Here is a 19,892-nt window from a genome sequence, read left to right on the forward strand (position 1 = left end):
CGGGGAACTCTAACCGCCCCGCCCTTCGCGAACACTTTGATCCACAGCGGATCAGGGCGTGGGCTTCAGGGCCGTCAGCCGGGCCCCCGCGGCGGCGCGGACCTGGGGAGATGGATCCCGCTCCCTCGCCAGCTCGAGCAACAGTCGCCCCACCTGCTGGGGCAGCTTCGTGGTCACCGCCTCCAGCGCGGCGGTGCGCTCCTTCACCGCGCCGTCCAGCCGCTCGCGCACGTCCTGGTCGGAGCAGGTGCGAGCCCCGGGCGACTGCTCGCGGAGGATCAGCTCGGCATCCGCCAGCCGGGCCTCGGCCAGCCGCTTCGCCTCCGCCGCCCTGCGCTCGAACTCGCCCAGGTCCTCGGCGAACTCGCGGGTGGAGGCACGGGCGCGGGCGATGGCCTCCGCGGCGAACCGCGCGTTGACGGCCGCCGCGCAGAGCTGCCGCACCGAGCCCAGGGGGATGCGTCCCTCGGTCGTGACGGTCTCCTCGTTCGCGACCTCCAGCGACCACAGCGCGAGCTGCCGCGCCGCCACCGCCGCGGAGAAGGACTGCTTGCGCTCCTCGCGGATCTGCACCCAGCGGCGCAACACCACCGGATCCGGCGCGCCGCCGTCGAAGGCACGTTGGTACTCCGTGGACGCCTGGACGAGGTTGCCGGAGAGGTCCAGCAGCACCGCCACCTGGAGGTACAGCTCCGAGCTCGTCGCCCGCTCGCGCAGCGACTCCAGGCGCGAGGCCACCTCGTATTCCGCCACCGGGCGCGGCAGCGCGGAGAGCACGGTGCGCAGGGACTCCAGCGCGTACTGGCGCACCAGCGGGTTGCGCGCGGAGCGCAGCGCGTCCAGCAGCGGATCCAACGCGCGCACGGAGACGTGCTGGCCCATCTCCTCGGCGGCCTGCCAGCGGTCCAGCGCGTCCGGTGCCACCAGCGCGCGCTTCAGGTCCTCCAGGTCGCGCAGGTAGTGGGCCACATGCGCGGCCTGGGCCAGCGGCTCGGGGCGCGCCAGGGCGGCGCGCTCGGCGCGGGCCCGCGTCAACCGCTCGGAGAAGCGGGTCAGCTTCGGCCCCAGCGGATGCGCCTTCACGCGCGCCTCGGCTTCGTCCACCAGGCCGGAGACGAGCAACCCCTCCACCTCCAGCTCCAGCAGCAGGACGCGCGCCTCCTCGCGGTGCGCGCCGGCCGGGAAGTCCTTGAGGTACGCGAAGAGCTTCGTCGCTCCGGAGGCACTGGCCTCCTCGAAGGCCCGGCCGTCCAGCCGTGACTCCACCTCCTGGCGGCGGGGATCATCCGGCGAGGCCTTCAGGTAGTCCGACAGCTTCCGCGGGTCGTCGGTGCTGGCCAGCTCGCGGGCCTCCGCCTCGGCCAGCAGGCGCTTCGCCTCGTCGCGCTGCGCGCCGTCCGGATGCTCCTGGAAGAACTGCTTCCAGGCGGCCACCGTGCCGGCCTCCTTCGCGGCGTTGAAGCGCAGGCCCTCCAGCAGCGTCTTCGCGGTGCGAGACGGCCCGGCGTCCGGGTACGCCTCCAGGTAGCGCTTGTAGCCAATCACCGTGTGCAGCCGCTTCGCCTCCTCGAACTCCAGCTCCGCCAGCCGCGACTCGGCGGCGTCGACGTCCGGGTGCGTGGGGTGCTCGCGAAGGAATGTGCGGTACGCCTCCACCGTGTCGGCGCTCGCGGCCCGCTCGTAGGGCGAGGGGATGCAGCCGGTGGCCAGCAACAGGACGGCGAGGGCTCGACGGAGGGAGGCCATTCACCCCAGCAATACCGCACCCACGCTCCCCCGGAAACCCGAGCGGGTACGGACGGTTGCCTGGGTGGGTTTTTTGACGACACCCGGACTCGGGCCGAGCATGGCGCCCCAGGTCGCTACAGGGAGGTCGCTGCATGAGGTCGGTCGCGCTGATGGGAATGCTCGCGGTGATGGCGACGGGCTGTGCCACCACGAGCGCGCCGCTGGAGCCCTGGCTGGACTCCTACAGCCTGCGCTACCGCTCCGCCTCCCCGCCCGCCTTCCCGCGCGAGTCGCTCTCCAGCCCCGTCGTCGCCGAGCAGCCGGCACGCACGCCCTCGCGAGCAACGGCGTCCCCGGCCAGGGCCCCGACGAAGCCGGTGGCCGCCCGCGCTCCGAAGTCCGGCGCGACGAAGCCCGCCGTTACTCCGATCCGCGCCGCGGAGTCACCGCGCCCTGCCCCGTCTACAGGTCCCCGCGAGACGGTGCTCGCCACGGCTCGCGCGCTGGTGGGCAGGTCGCAGGTGGTCCTCGCCGGGCGCAGCTACCCCGCCGACTGCACCGGCCTCATCGAGGGCGTCTATGCCCAGGCCGGCATCCGCTTCCGTGGCACGCTCAAGCCCGGCGACAACGGCGTCACCGCCCTCTACCGCCACGCCCGCGCACACGGCCGCGTGTACACGGAGGGCCGGCCCGCGCCCGGAGACCTCGTGTTCTTCCGCGAGACGTATGACCAGAACCGGGATGGCCGCCGCAACGACGGGCTCACCCACGTGGGAATCGTGGACGCCGTGGACGCCGCCGGCACCGTCACCGTCATCCACCGCGTGCGCCGGGGCGTCGTGCGCTACCGCATGAACCTCGCCCGCCCCCACCTGCCGAGAGATCCGAAGACGGGCGAGGTGCTCAACGACTTCCTGCGCCACGCCGGCCCCAACCGGGAGCCCGTGCTCACCGGCCAGCTCTTCGCGTCCTTCGGCAGCGTGCTGCCCGCGGACCCCGTCAAGACGAAGCCGGTGCCGGTGGCGCTCCGCTGAGCCCCACCGCACCGGCTGTGCCTCGCGTCCCGGGGCCGTGACGAGCAGGCTCCCGGGCGCGGTGTTCCTGTCACCTCACGCTCGCGCGGTGCGGTCCCACGCGGCGCGCTGCGTGTTGCGCAGGAAGCGCCAGAAGCCCACGACGATGGCCAGGTTCATGGTGACGAAGTAGTAGGCCACCGAGGCCACCCGCTTCGACGTGCCCCGCTTCAGCACACCCGTCTTCCCCAGGTACGCCAGCGCGTAGAACAGCGCCTGGCCGAAGAGCGTGAAGCGGTAGAACATGCTGTCGAGCAGGAACACGTTGGCCAGCAGCGCCGCGCCCATCAGCGCGGGGGCGCACCAGCGCAGCAGCTTGTGGGACCAGAACGCGAACGCGGGGAAGCCGGCCGTCGGAAGCAACAGCCCCGGCACCATGCGCAGGCTCTGGAAGTTGCCCGCGGCGATGCGCGCCCGGCGGCCGAACTCCTTGTCGTAGTCCTCGGTCGTCTCCTCGTGAGCAACGGCCTGCTCCTCGTAGACGACCTTGTAGCCCTTCTCCAGGATGCGCAGCGGAATCACGAAGTCGTCGACGATGGTGGACGGCGGCAGCTCCGTGAACAGGGTGCGCCGGATGGCGTACAGGCCGCCGTTGGCCCCCACCACCGCGCCCCGCCGTCCCTCGTACATCTTGATGAGCGACTCGTAGCTCCAGTAGGCGCTCTCCTCGTAGTCCTGCTTCGTCGGATTGTAGAGCTTGAGCTTCCCGCAGACGGCCCCCACCTCCGGGTCGTCGAAGTGGCGCACGAGCCGTTCAATGGCCTCCGGTTCAATCATCGTGTTCGCGTCCGAGAGGACCACGATGTCGCCCTTCGCCATGGGGATGCAGCGGTTGAGCACCGTCGTCTTGCCAGCACGCGGCGCCGGAGACAGCCGCACCCGCGCGTCCGGGCACTTGCGGACGATGTCATCCGTGCCGTCCGTGGAACCGTCCGAGCCAATCACCACCTCGAACTTCTCGGTGGGGTACTGAAGCGCGAGGCTGTTCTCCAGCTTCTGCTGGATGCAGGACGCTTCGTTGTACGCCGCCACCACCAGGCTGACCGAGCTCTTCGGCCCTCCCCTGCGCGCTTGCTGTCGGCCCGCTCCAGCTCCGCCCCGCATCGCCCGGATGTTCTGGGCAACCTGCGCCCCTCCATCCAGTACGAACAGGATGAGTGGGTAGAGAAAGTACGTGTGCGCGAGCAGCAGCGCGGCACACCAGAAGAAGACCTCCGCCATCGACCATGCCTCCCTTGACCCAGTCCCCGAACCTGCACGGGGTCTAGCAAGAGGCATGCCCTGCTCTTCGCGCACAATCCGCCCGCAACGTCTCGGGCTGGCGGTGGATCAGCCCGTGAGGGACTGGACTTTCTCCAGCCCACGGGCGCCACAGGGCGGTCGTCGTTTCAGGGCTTCTCGGCGCCCGCGTCGAGCTGCTCGAGCAGCCTGCTCGCCAGCTGATGGTTGGGGTTGAGGGCGAGCACATCGTCCAGCAGGGAACGGGCCGCGGCCTGCTCATTCAGGCGCAGGGCCAGGCGGGCACCCAGGACATAGGCGCGCAGCAGGGTGCGGTCCTCCTGGCGCAGCGTCTCCAGCTCCTTGGCGACCTCCACGAGCGAGTCCGGCGGCGAGCCGGAGCTGAGCGCGTACTCGGCCCGGGCCAGCGTGCTCCACGTCTTGGAAGAGCCCTCCACGTTGCGCAGCCGCTCGGCCAGGGCCAGCGCTTCCGGGGCCACCGTCACGCCGGCATGGATGGCACGCGCCTTCAACCGGGCCACCAGCGCCGGGGCGGGCTCCACCTCGGGCCCCATGGCCAGGGCGGAGAGCTGCGCGTACAGCTCCTTGCGCAGCGTGTCCGCGTCGCTCCGGAGCGGGGCCAGCGCGGCGGCAATCTCCGCCATCTCCTTGTCCACGCCCACCCCATTCCCCGTCGCCTCCTTCGCCCGCCTCAGCCTGGCGGAGCGCTGCTGGAGCCGCTCGGCCTCCGCCTGGAGGTCGGACAGTCGCAGCGACTGGGCCACGGCCAGCTCGGCCTGGGCCTCGATGTACTTCGGGTGCGCGGCGTTCAGGGTGCGCAGGCGCTGGATGGCCTGCTCGCGCGAGGCGGAGTCATCCCGGCGCAGCAGCGCCGTCGCCCGGTCCTTGTCCTCTACCGCCGCCGCAGGCATGTCCGTGTTCCGGTCTCGCCACGCCGGGTAGGCCAGCACGGCCGTCAGCACGAGCCCCACCGCCACGGCCAGCCCGATCCACAGTCGCTCCCGACCGCTGGACGCGCTTCCGGCGTCGAAGGGCGTCCTCGCCGAAGAAGGTGCCCGGGTCGCCGCGAGCAGCTCCGGAGGCAGCTCCACCTGGGCGCGACGCGCGGTGCTCCCCGTCCCGGAGACGGGCTCGACGGCCGCGGGCCCCTGCGACGTCGGGCCGAAGGGCAGCAGCGTCTCGGAGCCCACGGGCGCGGGCGGCTCGGGAGGCAGTTGGATGCCGGTGTCCTCGCCGGGAGCGGAGGCCACCGCGCCGAAGAGGTTCGTGCGGTTGATGGTGGAGCCCTGCCGAGGCGGCTCGGGGGACACCGCACCGAAGGCCTGGGTGGTCACCGGTCCGCGAGCCTCGTCGGGAGGTATCGCCGGCACCGCGCCAAACGCCTGGGTCGAGCCCATGGGGGTGTGCGAACCGCGGGCCGGGAAGATGCCGGAGGACGACCTCGGAGGGATACCCGACTCGGGCGGCGACACCGGCCCCTGGCCCGTGACGCGCTCCGAGCCGACAGGCGCGGGCACCGCGCCGAACGCCTGGGTGTGGCCCTGCGACGTGGAGGCTCTCGCCGGGACGGCGCCAAACGTCTGGGTGGTGTTGCCAGGAGAGGAGCCGCCCTGGGCGGGCACCGCGCCGAAGGGCTGCGTCGCATTGCCGTACCCGGCGCCCTGGGCCGGCACCGCACCGAACGTCTGCGTCGCATTGCCCGGAGCTGACGAGCCCTGAGCTGGCACCGCACCGAACGTCTGCGTCGCATTGCCCGGAGCGGGCGTGCCCTGTGCCGGCACCGCGCCAAACGTCTGCGTCGAGTTCCCCGGCTGCGCCGACACCGCCCCGAACGTCCGGGTCACGCCCACGGGAGCAACAGGGGGAGGCGGAGGAACGACCGGGCCCGACCTGTCAGTGCCCTGCACCGCGCCGAACGTCTGCGTCGTATCCGGCACCGGCGTGGAGGTCGACCCGTCCGGCTGCGGCTTCGGATGCGGCCCCGAGCCGAAGATCTGCGTGGTCATCATCTGCGAGCGTCCCGCGCCGAAGATCTGCGCGGAGCTCGTGCGCGGGGGCGCACCGCCCGGCGCCGCCGAAGCGGGCTGGGGGGCCGGAGCCTGTCCGGAGGGAGAGGCCATGAACACATGGCCACAGCGCGTACACTGGACCGAAGCGCCTCCCGGGGGGAGCAGGCGGGGGTCGAGCACGTACTGCATGGAGCACTGAGGGCAGGAGATCTGCACGCACCGTGCTTACCACACGGGCCCGGCGTCCGGAGCGGCTCCCAGTGACGTGGCCGCCTGGAGGGTCTGCAACTTGGCAGCACCCACGCCCGGGACGTCATCCACCGCATCCCAGCTCGCGAAGCCACCACCGTCCTCACGGGCCTCGACGAGGCGCCGGGCCAACGCAGGCCCCACGCCCGGCAGGAGGGCAAGCTCCTCCTCCGTGGCGGAGTTGAGGTCCAACCGGCGGCCCAGGGCCAGGGCCTGCGCCCCCGACGGCGCGCTCCCCTCCCCGCAGGTGGCCACCCCGTCCGCGCCAATCCGCACCGCCTCCGGCGCGCAGTCCAGCGCCGGGGCGGAGTCGGGCCACTGCAGGCGGGCCACCGCGCCCAGCCCCATCACCCCCAGCGCGGCGACGGCGAGCGCGGCGGTGCGGCCCGCCACGGACTCAGACCTTCTCGCCCTTGAGGGCGGCCGTCTCGGAGACGGCGGAGACGCCCTCGGGAGGCATCGGCTGATCCAGCCCGAAGGCGGTGTGCAGCGCACGCACGGCCAGCTCCGTGTACTTGGAGTGGACCACGCACGACACCTTGATCTCCGACGTGGAGATCATCTGGATGTTGATGCCCTCCGACGACAGCGCCTGGAACATGCGCGCCGCCACGCCCGAGTGGTTGCGCATGCCCACGCCGACGATGGACACCTTCGCGATGTTGTCGTCCGTCTCGATGCCCGCGGCCTGGATGTCCTGCGCGACGTCCTTCACCAGCTCCTGAGCCTTGGCGAAGTCCGTCTTGCCCACCGTGAAGGTCAGGTCCGTCCGGCCATCCCGCGCCGGATTCTGGACGATGAGGTCCACCACGATGTGCTTCTCGTCGAGCGCGCCGAAGATCTTCGCCGCCGCGCCCGGAACATCTGGCACGCCGCACACGGTGATCTTCGCCTCGTTCCGGTCGTAGGCGACTCCGCGGACCAGCACGTCCTCCATGGACTTGTCCTCCTCACACACGAGAGTGCCGGGGTCATCGGTGAAGGACGACTTCACCCAGAGCGGCACCTTGTACTTCATGGCGAATTCGACGGAACGGATCTGCAGCACCTTGGCCCCCACGCTGGCCAGCTCGAGCATCTCCTCGTAGGTGATGCGGTCCAGCTTGCGCGCGGCGGGGACCATGTTCGGGTCGGTGGTGTAGACGCCGTCCACGTCCGTGTAGATCTCACACGCATCGGCCTGGAGCGCCGCGGCCACCGCCACCGCCGTGGTGTCCGAGCCTCCACGGCCCAACGTGGTGACGCTGCCCTCCTCGTCCACGCCCTGGAAGCCGGCGACCACGACGATGTGGCCCTTGGACAGGGCAGCGCGGATGGGCTGCGCGTCGATGCTCTTGATGCGCGCTTTGGAGAAGGTGCTGTCGGTGACGATTCGGACCTGGTGGCCGAGGAAGCTGGTGGCCTTCCCCTGCTGGGCCTGGATGGCCAGGGCCACGAGGCCGATGGAGACCTGCTCACCGGTGGCGACAATCACGTCCTGCTCGCGCTCGTCGGGCCGGTCGGTGATCTGTGCCACGAGTTTGAGCAGGCGGTTCGTCTCACCCGACATCGCCGAGACGACGACCACGACGTCATGCCCTGCTTCCTGGGCGGCCAGGCAGCGGAGGGCGACGTTCTTGATGCGGTCGACGTTTCCCACCGAGGTACCGCCATACTTCTGGACGATTAGTGCCACGGCGCCTGCGACCTCCCTCTTCAGTCGGCGGGAGCTATACGAGCAGCGCCCTCGGGTGTAAAGCGCCCGCAGCCGGCATTCTGGCGTTTACGCACCCCTTTGGAGCCCCAATGTCTCGCGCTCGTATCCTCATCGACGGTGACACCCTCAAGCTGGAGGAAATCCTCCAGGTGGCCCGGAACGAGGCCACCGTGGAGCTGGCCCCCGCGGCGGCCACCCGCGTCCGCGCCTCGCGCGCCCTGGTGGACCGGGTCGCCGCCGGGGACACCCCGTCCTACGGCATCAACACGGGCTTCGGCACGCTGGCCGAGGTCCGCATCGACAAGAAGGACCTTCGGGACCTTCAGCGCAACCTCATCCTCTCGCATGCATGCGGCGTGGGCACGCCCCTGCCCCTCCCGGAGGCCCGGGCGCTGCTGCTGCTGCGGTGCAACGTGCTGGCCAAGGGCTACTCCGGCATCCGCCCGGAGACGCTGGGCCTGGCGCTGGACATGCTGAACCGGGACGTGGTGCCGGTGGTGCCCGAGCGAGGCAGCGTGGGCGCCTCAGGCGACCTGGCGCCGCTGGCGCACCTGGCGCTGGTGTTCATCGGCGAGGGCGAGGCCTTCCACCAGGGCCAGCGGATGCCGGCGCGTCAGGCATTGGAGAAGGCCGGACTGCAGCCGGTGGTGCTGGAGGCCAAGGAGGGCCTCGCGCTGGTGAACGGCACGCAGGCCATGTGCGCGGTGGGCACGCTGCTCCAGCTCCGCGCGGAGACGCTGGCGGACATCGCGGACGTGGCGGGTGCGATGACGCTGGAGGGCCTGCTGGGCAGCCACAAGCCGTTCATCCCCGAGATTCACGACGTGCGGGCGCACCCGGGCCAGAAGGACTGCGCTGCGCACCTGCGGCGGATTCTCGCGGGCAGCGAGCTGGTGGAGACGCACGTCAACTGCAGCAAGGTGCAGGACCCCTACTCGCTGCGCTGCATGCCGCAGGTGCACGGCGCGGCGCGAGAGGGCATGGCCTTCGCGCGGCGCATCCTCGAGGTGGAGGTGAACAGCGCGACGGACAACCCGCTGGTGTTCACGGAGACGGAGCGGATTGTCTCGGGCGGCAACTTCCACGGGCAGCCCATCTCCCTGGCGATGGACGTGGTGGCGATGGCGCTGACGCAGCTGTCGTCCATCAGCGAGCGGCGCGTGGAGCAGCTGGTGAACCCGTCGCTGTCGGGGCTGCCGGCGTTCCTGGCGAAGAACTCGGGGTTGAACTCGGGCTTCATGATTGCGCAGGTGACGAGCGCGGCGCTGGTGGCCGAGTCCCGCGTGCTGAGCCACCCGGCGTCGGTGGACTCGATTCCGTCCTCCGCGGGCCGCGAGGACCACGTGTCCATGGGCATGACGGCGGCGCTCAAGGGCAGACAGGTGAGTGACTTCACCCGCTCGTGTCTGGCCATTGAGGTGCTCTGCGCGGCGCAGGCGCTGGACTTCCGGCTGCCGGTGAAGCCGGGCAAGGGCGCGCTGGCGGCGTATGAGCTGGTGCGCTCGAAGGTTCCTCACATGGACAGGGATCGTGAGCTGCACAAGGACATCGAGGCGGTGAGCCAGCTCATCGACTCGGGCGCGCTGCACGCGGCGGTGAAGTCCGCCACGGCCTGACGTCCTCGTCGCCAATAGAAAGGGCCTGGAATCGAGAGGGAAACCTCGAAGATTCCAGGCCCTTCGTCTTTCAGCGCCCGGACTTCTCCATTGGCGTGATCTCCGACTCCAAGATGTCTCCAGAAACTAGAAAGGGGACTTCACCAGGTCCGTGTTGTCCTCGAGGAGCATCTGGAAACGCTTCAACTCCTCGGGACGGTGCATGCCCACGCGAAGGGTGAAGTGGGGGCTGTCGGGAGGGCGGTACAGACGTGCCGCTGCCCCATCCCGCTCGAAAAGCATGCTGTGTCGGGGGTAGGCGAGTCGGGCGAAGCCCATCTTCTCGAGGAGGCGCACGAGGTCCTCGGCACCGGGAGTCGTGCGTCCCTCTCCGCGCAGGTAGCTGACCTGATGAGGGAGGGTGGGCAGGTGGACGTGCTCCATCGCCCAGAGGAAGAGCATCTCCCGAAGGCTGATGGCCTCCCGGTGCAGCTTCGTCTTCCAGGAGTCCGCACCGAAGGGCATTCGCACCACCTGACAGTCTCCTTCCTCGGAAGGAGACTCCAGGTCGAGCCAGTAATGATGGGGGGCCAGAGGGTCCGGGTCTCCGAAGATGAAGAGAAACCGCCTTGGTGGCAGTTCTCCCTTGGGAGCGAGCCTGTAGAGAGCGGCGACATCGAGGATGGGGTCGAAGGAGCGTACAGGGGCCAGGAGCGGCCCTCCGCGCGTCCCCATGACCTGGGCGAAGTTCCGGTAGACGGCCGGGAGCGGACGACCGAAGACCTCCTCCAGCTCGTCCACGAGCACGTCCGGATAGCCCTCGATTTGACCGCCGTAGCCGGGAGCGTAGCGCTCGAGCAGTGCTAACAGTTCGTCCATGGCTCAGGCGCATTCCTTGCTGTTGTCACACAGCATTTCGGGGGTGAGGCTCTGGCAGGCCTCACAGGAGGGGACCCTCCACCCGCTGCTTCTTGATCGTCTCTTCCGCTTCCTTGATTTCAGCTTGAAGCGGGCCGAGCTCGGCGGTGATGGCCCCCTTGTTCGCCACGTCCTTCGACTTGAGCTGGGTGAGCAGCTCACCCACCCTGCTCTTCCTGGAGGCCAGGGGAATCGCCGCCTCCTTGGCCTTCTCGACGGACCTGCGCTCCACCGCGTTCCGCTTCTCCCGGAGCTGAAGGTACCTGTTGAGGTGGGGCCGCTGCGCGTTGAAGCGCTTCATCAACTCCACGAACACCATCTCCACGTGGCCCACGACTTCCGGCGTTTCGAGCACCTGATGCGTGTCCACCGACTTGTTGCAGGCCGTGCACGGCGTGTCATCCCCGTAGGCCAGGCCGGTGCCGCCCATGGCGATGAACGACGTGTTGAAGGTGTTGCCGTTGTGCAGCGTCGGGTCGAGGAATCGCACCACGCCCTTGCCTTCGACCTTCACGTCCGTGCTGCCGCTGCCCCAGGTCATCTTCCCCTTGAACTTGGAGGAGAGGAGGCCGCCGGCCGTCCCTGGTTCGTCTCCGGAACTGGTGCTTAGCTCGGAGCTCGTCAGCGCCACCGGGTTGCCTTCAATCGTCGTCTTCTTGCTCCCCTTCGCGAGCATCGAGTCCTGGGCCGAGTTGACGAGGGCGTGGGCACGGGCACCGCCGGCGTCGGCACCTTGCAGACGTCTGGCGCGGCCGACACATGCGTGTTGCCGGCGCCCTTGTGCAGAATCGAGCGGCCATTGGCGAAGACCTTGCTCATGGATCCTCTTCAGTTCTTCGGAATCATTTCCACGACGCAGGCGCCGACCCGCCCACCGTCGGCACACCCGTAGACCAGTGTCCTACGCGGCCCGCCATCCCGCCACCTCGCCCGGTGCAGCGCCACGCCCATCATGACAGGACCAGCGCCTGCTCCGGCATCCCCCAGTCCTTCGCCTGCCACTCCCACTCGGAGGGGCTCGGGCATCAGCGCGGCATTGCGCAGGTACGCCCGGGTGAATTCGGTGCCCCAGAAGGACTCTCCCGGTTGGCAGGCCAGGACGCCATCCACCCTGCTTGCACCCGCCACCGCGTCGCGCCGGAGGACCTGGAGTGCTTCCGTCAGTCCCTCCGCCAGGCTGGGCTCCCGCCGCGTGAAGGGCCGGGGCTCCACCGCGAGCGCCGTGCCCAGCAGGACTCCCATGGCCTCCAGGCCCAGCGTCCTGGACGCCCCCGAACGGGCCAGTGCGACGAAGCCCGCCGCCTCCCCGGGAATCCTCCCGTCCGGATTCTGGCGCCCCAGGTGCAGCCGCGCCGCCGCGTGGGAGCGGACCGGTGTGAGGGACACGGACGCAATGGAGCGCGAGTCACCGCGTAGCCAGCAGTGCACCGCACAGACTGCGCCCACGCGAGAACCTCCATGCTCGAAGTTCGCAACGTCGTGAAGACCTACGGAAGAGCCGTCACCGCCGTGGCGGACGTCTCGCTGACGCTCGAGCGCGGGGTGGTGGGCCTCATCGGCCACAACGGCGCCGGGAAGACCACCTTGATGCAGATGATCGCCACGCTGACCCGGCCCACCCGCGGGCAGATCCTCTTCGACGGCGTGGACCTCGTGAAGAATCCGGAGGCCATCCGGCGCCGGCTCGGCTTCCTGCCACAGGAGTTCGGCGTCTATCCGAACCTGACCGCGCTCGAGTTCATGCAATATTTCGCCGCGCTCAAGGGGGTGCGCGACCCTGCCCGCATCCGCCACCTGCTCGAGCTGGTCAACCTGCACGACCAGGCCCACCGGCCGGCGGCCGCATTCTCCGGCGGGATGCAGCGGCGCCTCGGCATCGCCCAGGCGCTGCTCAACGACCCCGACATCCTCATCGTCGACGAGCCCACCGCGGGGCTCGACCCCGAGGAGCGCCTGCGCTTCCGGAACCTGCTCGCCGAGCTCGGCTTCCGCAAGCTGGTCCTCCTCTCGACCCACATCGTCTCCGACGTGGAGAGCATCGCGAGCCAGCTCGCCATCCTGCGCGCGGGGCGGCTCATCGCCTTCGAGACGCCTGAGGCGATCCTCCAGAACGCCCGGGGGCAGATCTGGTCGGCCCAGGTCGCGGACGGGGAGTACGCGGAGCTGCGCGCTCGCGTGCACGTCCTGCAGGCTCAGCGTCAGGGCAGCGGCCGCATCGCTCTGCGCATCGCGCATGCGCAGCCGCCTTGCCCTGGCGCCCTGGCGGCCGAGCCCAGCCTCGAGGAGGCGCTGATGGCCCAGCGATACGCGGTGCAGGAGCGGGCAGCATGAATGGCCACCTGCTCAAGACGATGGCGCGGCTGGAGATGCGCCTGCGCATGCGGCGCCTGTCCAGCCTCGTGGCGCTGCTCGCGGTGGTCGCCCTCAGCTGGATGATGATCCCAGCCCCCACGGGCGGCGAGACGTTGATGGCCGTGGGCGAGGCGCGCGTGCGCTACACCAGCTCCGCGCTGGCGCTGGGCAGCGCCTCGCTCGGAGGACTGCTGTTCGGGCTCGTCGGCTTCTTCCTCCTGCGTGGACGCATCGGCGAGGACCTGCGCACCGGCACGGGCGGGGTGATTGCCGCGACGCCGGTGGGCAACGGCCAGTTCCTGTTCGCGCGGTGGCTGGGAGGCGTCGCCTCTCTCGGTGCGCTCGTCGTCGCCTTCATGACCGCCACGATGGTGCTCGATCTCCTGCGCGGCGAGGGGCCGCTCCAGCCGTTGATCTACCTGTACACCTTTGGCCTGCTGCTGCTGCCGACCGTGTTCTTCGCCGCCAGCTGCGCGGTGCTGTTCGACAGCTGGGCGCCCCTGATGGGCAAGCGCGGCGACATCCTGTTCTTCATCCTCTGGGTGGCGTTGCTGTCGCTCTCGTCGCAGCTCGACGCCAGCGCCCCTGAGGGCGTGGGCATCCAGGTCCTCGACTTCCTGGGCGTCGCGGCCGGAATGGCAAGGCTGCAGGCCATCCTGCACACGAGCCAGGTTTCCCTGGGCATGGCCTCGTTCGATGCGAGCCTCCCGCCAATCACCCTGCCCGACCTGCTGTGGACCCGGTCGGCCCTCCTGGCGCGCACGGGCTCCGCTGTACTGGCCCTGCTGCCGCTGCTGCCCGCGACGGTGCTGTTCCACCGCTTCTCGCCGGACCGCGTGAAGGACCGCCAGTCGCGCAAGCGCCGCTCCCCCCTCGAGGTCATCAACGGGCGACTCCGATCGCTCACGAAGCTGGTGCGGCCGATGTTCCGTCTGGCTTCCCTGTTGCCTGGCTCTTCAGGGCAGATGGTCGCCGAGGTCGCGTTGACCTTGACGGTCTCCCCCTCGTCAATCGCCGCGCTGCTGCTGTCCCTGGCCGCGTCTCTGGTGCTTCCCGCCGACAAGCTCGCTGCCGTCCTGTCGGCGGCAGTGGCCTTCTGGGCGATCCTCGTCAGCGAGGTCAGCACGCGCGACCACCAGTCGGGCACGCCGCTGCTGACGGGTGCCGTCCAGGGCGGTATCCCGATGCGCTACGTGCGCCAGCTCGCCGCCACCTTCGTCCTCGGCCTGCTCTTCATGGGCGCAATCGCGGTGCGCTGGGCGTCGGCCGATCCGGTACGCGCCTGCGCCGTGGTCGTGGGCACCTTCAGTCTGAGCGCGCTCGCCAGCCTGTTGGGCCGTTGCACGAACACCCCGCGGACCTTCCTGGCGCTGTTCCTGTTCGGCTTCTATGTCGCGCTCAACGCCACGCAGGTTCCCATGCTCGACATGGTTGGCTTCAACGGAGTGGCCACGGCTGGGTCGGTGCTAGGAACTCTGGCGTTCGGTCTGACCGTCATGGTGGCCGGGGCTGTGAGGAATGAGCCCCGCGGATTTGGACCGATTGGTCGTTGGCTGTCGATGCGAGCTTGAATGTGCCCTCGGTGTGCCCTCCGGCGTCTCTGACCGATGCGGCGTGGAGCTGGAGGGGCACGGACCGGTCAAGCTCATGGTTCATGCCTCAAAGATGTAAGAACCATGATGATTCATCTCCAACTCGATTGCACATGCTGCGCCTGGTGGCCCGTTGTCGAAAAGGCCCCTGGCGCCGAGCACCGGACGGCCCCGGGGCAGACACTCCTCCCGGCAGACTCCGCACCATGTCCCCTTCCCTCGCAGCACGGCCGCAACCGTTGTTCGGGATGCTCATCGCACTGACGCTGCTCTCGTGTCAGACGTCCTCCGCGCCAGAGAATGACTCGCCGGGCGCGGCGGTCTCGGCGCCTCCCGAAACCAGCGTTCCCTTCGACGTGTCCGCCGTGATTCGGCAGGTCCACTTCGCCTTCCGGCCCGACGGCGCGGGCTGGAGTGGCGGACACACCACCTACGGGGTGCGCGCGGGGGTGGACGGGCTGACGCTCACTCCTGTGTCACATCCACGCGTCACACGAGGGGAGGTCTCCGCCCAGCGCGCCCGTGACACCGGCGCGGTCGTGAAGGGCGCGCCCCTCTCGCTCGGCGCCATGCGCTGGCATCGCGGGTCCCGGCCCGCTCCAGCGGGCGAGGTCCAGGGACGGCTGGAACAGGCCGGCCATCTCGCCCTCACGCGAGAAGGCTTCGTTGAAACGATTCGAAACACGGAGGAAGGCGTCCGGCAGGAGTGGGGCTTTTCCTCCGAACCTGGAGGGAGAGGCGACCTGACGCTGGCACTGTCCGCGAAGGGCCTGGCGTATTCCGGAGACAGCGCATCGGGACTCCACTTCAAGGATGCGCGCACGGGCCTGGGCTTCCGCTATGGCCACACGGCCTGGGTAGAGGCCTCGGGTCGGAGCACGCCGCTCCAGGCGCGGTATGTCGCGGGCGACATCCAGCTTCGCGTGCCGGCGGCGGTGCTGGCGTCGACCACGTTCCCCGCCACCGTGGCGCCCGTCATCTCCCCGGAGTTCGGCATGGACCAGCCCGTCCCCGGTCCCTTGTCCACCCTGCTGGATGAGCCCGCGGTGGCCTCGAATGGCTCGAACCACCTCGTCGCCTGGAAGGACTACCGCCAGGGGACGTACCAGCTCTACGGCACACGCGTCACGAGCGCGGGAGTCGTCCAGGATGTCTGGGGCCTTCGCTTCACGAACGGCACAGTCACCCCCGACCGTCCCAAGGTGGCCTCCAACGGCACGGACTATCTGGTGGTCTGGTCGGCTCCGATGGGAGGTGGAACCCACCAGGCCCAGGCCACGCGCGTTTCATCCAGCGACGCACAGCCGGACATCGCGCCGTTCGTCATCCTTCCCGATGAAAACACGCAGCAGCTCGCTGCATCGGTGGCCTCGAATGGGACGGACTATCTCGTCGCCTGGAGGAACAACACCGCCTCACTCGCTAGCCTGCGCGGCACCCGGCTGTCCGGCACGGGGACCATCCTGGACCCGGCGGGACTGACGCTCGCCACGAACACGAAGAGCCTCATCCCCGAATCCGACATGGCGTCCAACGGCACGGACTACCTGGTCGTCTGGGATGACGAGCGCGACAATGGCGTGGGCGACATCTACGGAACGCGAGTGACGAGCACGGGGACCGTGCAGGACCCGCAGGGCATCGCCATTGCCACGGGTGAGAAGTCCCATCGCAATCCGGCGGTGGCCTCGAACGGTACGGACTACCTCGTCGCCTGGACGGACAGGCGCAGCGACGCGGAGGGAGACGTCTTCGCGGCACGGGTGACAAGCAGCACGGGTGCGGTGGAGGACAGCTCTGGCATCGCCGTCTCCGCGACGACTGGCCAGCAGGCCCTGCCGGCGGTGGCGTCCGATGGCACGGGTTATCTCGTCTCCTGGACGGATACCCGCTCGGTCAGCTTCGATGCGGAACTCCATGCCGCACGCGTCTCGCCCATTGGAACGGTGCTGGACCCAGAGGGCCTGAGACTCTCTTCCTATAGCAGCAAGTATGATGCTCCGGCGCTGACCTTCAACGGGTTGGACTACTTCATTGCCTGGAGTGGTGGGTCCTCCCTCCGCGGCATGCGGGTGACGCTCGCGGGGGAAGGCTCGGATGCGCCAGGCATTCCACTCGTGACGTCCGCCAGCAGGCAACGGACACCCGCTGTCGCCTCCAATGGCACCCAGTACCTCGTCGTCTGGTACGACAACCGGGACAACGGCGAGAACATCATCGCCGTGCGGGTCTCCGCCACCGGAGAGGTGCTGGACACGTCGGGGCTCGCCATCGACCTCTCGTCCGCGGGAGGCGGCGGATACGGCCCGGTGGTGGCATCGAATGGGACGGACTACCTCGTCGTCTGGAAGGCCCAACGCGGGGCCGAGTCTCGCTTCGTCAGCACACGCGTCACGAGCCAGGGCCAGGTGCTGCATCCCCAGGGACGTCCCATCTCTCCAGCGTCGCTCCCATTCGTCATTTCGCCATCCATCGCCTCGAACGGTACGGACTATCTCGTCGCCTTCACCGCGAGTCGGCTCACCGAGCCGGGCTCACGAGTCGTGGGCGTCCGGATCTCGAGCGAGGGTGAGGCCCTGGATGCCTCCGAGCTGCGCATCTGCGAAAACCCCGAGAGCTTTCCGGACGACCCGAAGGTGGCATCCAATGGCACGGACTACCTTGTCGTCTGGTCCGACAGTCGAAACAGCACCGCCGACATCTATGGCGCGCGCGTGACGAACGCCGGGGCCGTGGTGGACCCGGCGGGAATCGCCATCACCACGGCGAATGACAATCAGCGGAATCCCGCGGTGGCCTCCAACGGCACGGACTACCTCGTGGTCTGGGGAGATTTCCGCAGGAGCAGCTCGTCCGACGTCTACGGGGCAAGAGTGGCGAGCACGGGTGAGGTGCTCGACCCGGAGAGCATCGCCATCTCGACGGCGACCCGCTGGCAGCAGCTTCCCTCCATCACCTCGCTGGGGACCGAGTATCTCGTCGTCTGGCAGGACCATCGGGTCTCCACGAGCGACCCCAACATCCAGGGAGCCCGGGTGACGGGCGCGGGCCTGGTGCGCGAGTCGCAGGGCTTCGTCATCTCGGGCAACCCCGAGCCCGAGGAGACACCCGCGGTGGTTTCTGGAGACGGTCGGACGGCCCTCGTGGTCTATGACGTCGACGCCAACTCTGAACCCTTCTGGGATCGTCGCATTCGCGGACGGCTCGTGACGTTCAGCGACAACCGGCCGCCCTCGGCGGAGTCCCTCTCCCTGTCCACGCCGGAGGACACACCCCTGTCTGTGTTGCTCCACGCGATGGATCCGGAGGGTCAGAGCCTGACCTACGACCTCGTGTCGCCGCCGCGTCACGGTGTGCTGACGGGCACCGGCGACAGCCGGACCTATACGCCCGCGGCTCACTCCTTCGGGCCGGACAGCTTCACCTTCCGGGTGTCGGATGGAGAGTTCTTCTCGGCAATCGCCACCGTGACGCTTCAGGTGACCTCCGTGAATGACGTGCCCTCCGTGCCCCTGCTCCTCGCTCCAGCCGAGGACGCGCTGCTCACGAGCGGGCTCGTCACGTTCCAGTGGCAACCCTCCACGGACGCAGATGGCGATGCCCTCAGCTATGACCTGGAAATCTTCCAGGGGGACACCCGCCTTCGCCTCCACCGTACGGCGGAGACACGTCGGCCCCTGGTCGATGGCGAGCAGTTGCCTCCGGGGAACTATTCCTGGAGCGTCAAGGCCGTGGACTCGCACGACGTCGCCAGCGCCGCTTCCCCCGCGCGTGCGTTCACCATCGAGAACGAGGACACGGCAGACGCGGGCTCCACGGATGGAGGGACTGACGCGGGTGAACCGGATGCCGGCCCCCCGGATGCCGGCCCCCCGGATGCCGGCGAGGAAACGGACGCGGGCTCCGTGGACTCGGGTGTCCCGGATGCGGGCCCGCAGGGCAATGACGCGGGCACAGAGCCGCCTCCCGTCGGCAATCCTCCCGACGTGTCGGGCTGCGGCTGCAACCCGGTACCAAGCACGGCGCCCGCCGCGCCGCTACTCCTGGCGGCCCTCGGACTGATGGCCCGCGGGTCCCGCCGCCGTCGACCCCTGCCAGGCTGCTGACGAAGGGCCTTTCCAGGCCCTTCGTCTCTTCAGCGCCCGGGCTTCGTGCGTCGGTTACGGAAGCCGCCGGAGGACGAACACGGCGCCGCTGGACTTCGTGCCTCCGATGAAGAGCCCGGCTGCGCTCGTCGACGCCGCGTTTCCGATCTCCGACCAGCTCTCGTCCGAATCGAGCGTCACCGGTCCCGACCAGACTCCCGCCGACGAACGCTCGACCGCGACCAGCGAGCTCTCGTCGAAATCGTTCGTCGAGTCGTTCCAGTCCTCGAAGTGATACTGGCGCGCCGCGATCAACACCAGCCCGCTCCCCGGCCGCTGCGCGACCACGGGCAGATAGTGATCGATCGATTCGATCGACGACTCTGTCTCCTCGTAATAGGAGGTCAGCCCCCCGATCGCCTCCTGGATGAACGACCCGCTGCTGCTCATCCGATACAGGCGCAGCGGACTCTCCGTGGTCACCCACAAGGTACCGTCGACCCAGGCCGACATCTGCCCGGACGGGAATCCCAGCTGCACCGAGAGCCGCGGCCCGAGCGGGCCTGCGCCCTGATTGGCGAGCCGCCGTGCGTAGATTCCATCCGGAGCCCGGTACGTCACCCAGATCGCATCCGGCGCAATCACCAGACTCGTGCTGCGCCAGGTCAGGGTCCGCGACGCGCTGTCGAGCGTATGGACCGCGCCGGAGCAAGCAGTCGCGAGGTCGTACGAGGACAGTCGATACTGTCCGTTGGTGAGGTTGTCGCCGTCGTTCCACGTGTACCAGACCCGTCCCTGGCCATCGACGTCGGCGCTGACGTCATTGACGATTCCCACCGGCGTGATGCGTGTCCAAGCGCTCCACGACGATCCATTCCAGCTCTTCACGAAGAGCGCGTACATCAGACCGTCGGCGTCGAGAATCGCGCGCGAATACCGCGCGGAGATGATCACCACCACCGGCGCCGCGCCGAGCGAGCTCTTGTTGGCGGACCCCACGAAGACCCGCCCCATCACCTCCGCCGTGCGGCCGTTGTAGGTCGGCAGTCCTCCGTCGATGCGCTCCGGCGAGGACCAGGAGCCGCCCTGGAGCTTGCGGAAGAAAACGCCGGCTCCCGTATATCCCGGTAGGTAGTCTCGGGAGACCAGCGCCGCGCTGCCGTCGTTGAACGCGGTCATGTGGCTCCATGACGCGAGCGAAGCGGAATCATCGAGCAGCGTCTGCCAGGTCTGTGCTCCGGCCGCTCCGGGCAGGAGCACCGCGAGCCCGAGCAGGACCGCGACGAGCGACATCCGCGCGGACGATCGTTGGATTCGACCCATCGAAGAGAACATGTTTCCTCCGTGTGATATCAA

14 protein-coding genes and 1 pseudogene are annotated in these 19,892 nt (G+C 69.2%); 5 read left to right on the forward strand and 10 right to left on the reverse strand.

Annotated features, from left to right (window positions below):
* Positions 1-51: 51 nt before the first annotated feature.
* Positions 52-1,746, reverse strand: a complete 1,695-nt coding sequence (locus OV427_RS49390; protein WP_267863234.1) for a HEAT repeat domain-containing protein — start codon at positions 1,744-1,746, stop codon at positions 52-54.
* Positions 1,747-1,880: 134 nt separating this feature from the next.
* Here OV427_RS49390 and OV427_RS49395 point away from each other — a divergent pair, with 134 nt between their 5' ends.
* The gene (locus OV427_RS49395) at positions 1,881-2,762 is read left to right on the forward strand and encodes a CHAP domain-containing protein (protein ID WP_267863235.1); all 882 of its coding nucleotides are present in this window, start codon (positions 1,881-1,883) and stop codon (positions 2,760-2,762) included.
* A gap of 75 nt (positions 2,763-2,837) precedes the next feature.
* On the opposite strand, the gene OV427_RS49400 is transcribed toward OV427_RS49395, so the two are convergent.
* The 5 genes and pseudogenes from OV427_RS49400 to OV427_RS49415 form a co-directional block, all read right to left on the reverse strand.
* Complete coding sequence (locus OV427_RS49400) at positions 2,838-4,022, reverse strand: glycosyltransferase family 2 protein (RefSeq protein WP_267863236.1); 1,185 nt, start codon at positions 4,020-4,022, stop codon at positions 2,838-2,840.
* A gap of 167 nt (positions 4,023-4,189) precedes the next feature.
* Complete coding sequence (locus OV427_RS49405) at positions 4,190-6,160, reverse strand: hypothetical protein (protein WP_267863237.1); 1,971 nt, start codon at positions 6,158-6,160, stop codon at positions 4,190-4,192.
* Positions 6,161-6,166: 6 nt separating this feature from the next.
* Positions 6,167-6,265 (reverse strand): annotated as a pseudogene (locus tag OV427_RS50950) (zinc-ribbon domain-containing protein); the annotation flags it as partial.
* A 9-nt stretch (positions 6,266-6,274) separates the two neighbouring features.
* Positions 6,275-6,691, reverse strand: a complete 417-nt coding sequence (locus tag OV427_RS49410; RefSeq protein ID WP_267863238.1) for a ComEA family DNA-binding protein — start codon at positions 6,689-6,691, stop codon at positions 6,275-6,277.
* A gap of 4 nt (positions 6,692-6,695) precedes the next feature.
* Positions 6,696-7,973, reverse strand: coding sequence for an aspartate kinase (locus tag OV427_RS49415; RefSeq protein ID WP_267863239.1), 1,278 nt, complete (start codon positions 7,971-7,973; stop codon positions 6,696-6,698).
* A gap of 110 nt (positions 7,974-8,083) precedes the next feature.
* Between OV427_RS49415 and hutH the strand changes: the two genes are divergently transcribed.
* A complete protein-coding gene (hutH, locus tag OV427_RS49420; RefSeq protein ID WP_267863240.1) occupies positions 8,084-9,610 on the forward strand; it encodes a histidine ammonia-lyase in 1,527 nt (508 codons plus the stop codon).
* A 126-nt stretch (positions 9,611-9,736) separates the two neighbouring features.
* Here hutH and OV427_RS49425 read toward each other — a convergent pair whose 3' ends face one another.
* From OV427_RS49425 to OV427_RS49435, 3 genes are all read right to left on the reverse strand, one after another.
* Positions 9,737-10,468, reverse strand: coding sequence for a hypothetical protein (locus OV427_RS49425; protein WP_267863241.1), 732 nt, complete (start codon positions 10,466-10,468; stop codon positions 9,737-9,739).
* Positions 10,469-10,529: 61 nt separating this feature from the next.
* A complete protein-coding gene (locus tag OV427_RS49430) occupies positions 10,530-11,183 on the reverse strand; it encodes a PAAR-like domain-containing protein (RefSeq protein WP_267863242.1) in 654 nt (217 codons plus the stop codon).
* Between the two features lie 152 nt (positions 11,184-11,335).
* Positions 11,336-11,953: a hypothetical protein gene (locus tag OV427_RS49435; RefSeq protein WP_267863243.1), complete on the reverse strand. Its 618-nt coding sequence runs from the start codon at positions 11,951-11,953 to the stop codon at positions 11,336-11,338.
* A gap of 12 nt (positions 11,954-11,965) precedes the next feature.
* Between OV427_RS49435 and OV427_RS49440 the strand changes: the two genes are divergently transcribed.
* The 3 genes from OV427_RS49440 to OV427_RS49450 all read left to right on the forward strand — a co-directional run bounded on the left by OV427_RS49440 (position 11,966) and on the right by OV427_RS49450 (position 18,557).
* Positions 11,966-12,838, forward strand: a complete 873-nt coding sequence (locus OV427_RS49440; RefSeq protein ID WP_267863244.1) for an ABC transporter ATP-binding protein — start codon at positions 11,966-11,968, stop codon at positions 12,836-12,838.
* Positions 12,835-14,430 carry a hypothetical protein gene (locus OV427_RS49445; protein WP_267863245.1) on the forward strand — a complete coding sequence of 532 codons (1,596 nt, stop codon included), beginning with the start codon at positions 12,835-12,837 and terminating at the stop codon, positions 14,428-14,430. The genes OV427_RS49440 and OV427_RS49445 overlap by 4 nt, the downstream gene beginning before the upstream one ends.
* Before the next feature lie 227 nt (positions 14,431-14,657).
* Positions 14,658-18,557 carry a cadherin-like domain-containing protein gene (locus OV427_RS49450; protein WP_267863246.1) on the forward strand — a complete coding sequence of 1,300 codons (3,900 nt, stop codon included), beginning with the start codon at positions 14,658-14,660 and terminating at the stop codon, positions 18,555-18,557.
* 54 nt (positions 18,558-18,611) lie between these two features.
* On the opposite strand, the gene OV427_RS49455 is transcribed toward OV427_RS49450, so the two are convergent.
* Positions 18,612-19,871 carry a hypothetical protein gene (locus OV427_RS49455; protein WP_267863247.1) on the reverse strand — a complete coding sequence of 420 codons (1,260 nt, stop codon included), beginning with the start codon at positions 19,869-19,871 and terminating at the stop codon, positions 18,612-18,614.
* Positions 19,872-19,892: the final 21 nt, after the last annotated feature.

It is taken from the genome of Pyxidicoccus sp. MSG2 (genome assembly GCF_026626705.1).
In the GTDB taxonomy this organism is placed as follows: domain Bacteria; phylum Myxococcota; class Myxococcia; order Myxococcales; family Myxococcaceae; genus Myxococcus.